Source organism: Micromonospora sp. NPDC002411 (assembly GCF_053592955.1).
The window spans coordinates 1-2,581 of the sequence record NZ_JBSFBM010000557.1 but is presented as its reverse complement, the minus strand read 5'-3'; the positions used below and the strand labels follow the sequence as shown (position 1 = coordinate 2,581).

The following is a 2,581-nucleotide window of genomic DNA, read 5'->3' as shown; positions in this document are numbered from 1 at the left end:
ATCCAGAACGTCAGCTCCGGCCGCACCCACGTGGTGGCCGACCTGTCCGGCTGGTTCGGCGGGGGCGCCACGGACGTCTTCGTGCCGTACGGCCCACGCCGCATCCATGACAGCCGGGGAGCCGCCGGCGAGGGGTGGCCGCAGGCACCCTTCACCTCTTCGGGCGTCCCCGTTTCGTACCTCGATTCGCTCAACAAAACGGGGCCGGTGCCGACAGCGGTGGTCGCGAACCTGACCGTCACCGCGCCGACCAGGGCCGGCGTGCTCACCGCTCACCCGAACGGATCGGTCCAGCCGACCGCTTCGAACGTCAATTACGTCGCCGGTGAGACCGCCTCGAACCACGCCATTGTGGGCGTCGGTGAGAACGAGAACATCGTGCTGTTCAACAACAGCTCCGGCTACACGCATCTGATCGTCGACCAGGCGGGCTACTTCATCGCCGCCGCGTCCTGACTCCAACGCACCAGTCTCACGGCCGTCCATCGTCTCGGCGATGGACGGCCGTGACATTCGGTCGGCGCCACACCCATTGAGATACGCCGCCTCAAGCTCATGATCCGAAAGATCCACCTGGTAGGGAATGGTTGATGAGGACTTTTGTGCTGGCGCGGTTCGCGCTCGTGCCACTGACCGTCGGCGCGGGCCTGGCGGTCCCGGCGGCGCTCGCGTCGGCGGCACCCGGTGCCCTTGTCGCGCAGGTGCCGGCGGCCGTCGGAGCCGAGTTGCACGTCAGCAACACGAGATGCGGGACGGGCGGTGACGGCAGCCTGACAGCCCCGTTCTGCACCATCTCCGCGGCCGCCGCCGTGGCCGAGCCCGGTCAGACCGTCCTGGTCCACCCGGGAGTCGAATACCGGGAGTCGGTGGTCATCAGCCGCTCGGGGACCGAGGGTGCGCCGATCACCTTCCGGGCGGTGAACGGGCCGGGTGAGGCCGCCACCGTCGTCAAGGTGGGCAAGCGTCGTGGTCCCGGCGGCAACGAGAGCGCCTTCACCGTTCGCGGCGTCCACGACGTGGTCCTCGACGGCTTCCGGGCGGCCGGTGAGGGTACAGCCGAGGCGGTACTCGTCGACGGGTCATCCCGGATCACCCTCGATCGGCTGGTCGTCGCCGAGTACGAGGCCCCGGCCCGGGTCCGGATCACCGGTGGGTCCGCGGAGGTCACAGTGAGTCGTGGCTCCTTCGTGGGCGGAAGCGGTCTGGTGGTGGACCCGGGTGTGCGTGCCGCTCTGATCACCACCAACACCTTCACCGCCAGTGGCATCACGGTGCGGGATGCTCCCGGCACGAAGATCGTCGGCAACACGCTGACGACCAACTGCACCTTCGCCGTGGACGTCACCGGCACCTCGCCGGGCGTGTCGATCCGGAACAACATCGTGGAGACCGCCGGCGGTCCGCTCGATGACGCGCAGCCGTGCAGGTGGCCGGCGCAGGCGACCGCCATCGCCGTCTCCGCCGAAAGCGTGCCGCAGACCGTGGCGGACCACAACCTGATCGAGCCGGCCAGTGGCGGTCCCCTGTACCGCTGGGGTGCCACCGACTACACGAGCCTGCCCGAGTTCGTCGCCGCCACCGGCAACGGCACCCACGACATCGCCGCGAACCCCCGGCTGTCGGCGGTGCCCATGTATGACCGGCCGTACTACGAGATCGCCCCGAACTCGCCGGCGGTCGACTCGGCTGACGCCACCGCCGAGGGCGTCTCCCGTACCGACCTGCTGGACAATCCGCACAGTGACGCCCCGGCGGTGCCCAACACGGGCACCGGGTCGGGCTACCACGACCGGGGTGCGGTCGAGGTGCAGGGCCCGACGACGGTCACCGAGGTTCCGGTCCGGCACAAGCCCGGCGGTAACCCTCTGGACGTGACCGTCGGCCTCTCTGTCACCACCGCCTGGCCCACCGACGGCCCGCTGGGCAAGGTGTCCCGCAGTTGGAGCGACGAGCCGTTCCGCCGGGTCGTTCCGCTCGGGCCGGAGGAGCACCGCCTCCGCCGGGCCGGCGGAGCCTGCGAGACCCATCAGGTGACGTTCACCGACTTCCGGTGGACCTATGGAGCGCCCAAGACCAGCTGCACGGTTGTCGGTGCCGCCTACACGGCCCTGACACCGCAGCGGGTACTGGACACCCGTGCGGCGCTCGGGGTGCCGGGCACCGTGCCGATCCCGGCGGACACCGAGGTCGTGCTGGCGCTGCCGCAGATCAACGGGGTGCCAGCCGCGGACATCAGCGCCGTCGTGCTGAACGTGACCGTCACCGCGCCGACCAGCGCGGGGTTCCTGCGGGTCTACCCGGACGGCACCACCCTGCCGGACGCGTCGACAGTCAACTTCGTACCGGGCGAGACAGTGCCGAACCTGGTCACCGTGCCGATGTCCAACGGCAACGTGCGTATCCGTAACACCGCCAGCGGTACGGTTCACGTCGTCGCGGATCTGCAGGGGTACTACTCGGCGAGTGGGTCGGGGTTCCGGTCGGTTGCTCCGTCGCGGGTGTTGGACACCCGCAGCGTCGGTGGCTCGTTCGCGCCGAACACGGGTCGGGCGGTGGATCTGTCCGGTCGGATTCCGTCCGG

At 69.9% G+C, this 2,581-nt stretch carries 1 protein-coding gene and 1 pseudogene; both read left to right on the top strand.

The genetic code is table 11. From position 1 onward, the window contains the following. A pseudogene (locus ACWCO3_RS33800) lies at positions 1 to 456 on the top strand (hypothetical protein); the annotation flags it as partial. A gap of 134 nt (positions 457 to 590) precedes the next feature. After that, a partial coding sequence (locus tag ACWCO3_RS33795) for a right-handed parallel beta-helix repeat-containing protein (protein ID WP_450014013.1) occupies positions 591 to 2,581 on the top strand: 1,991 nt, incomplete at its 3' end.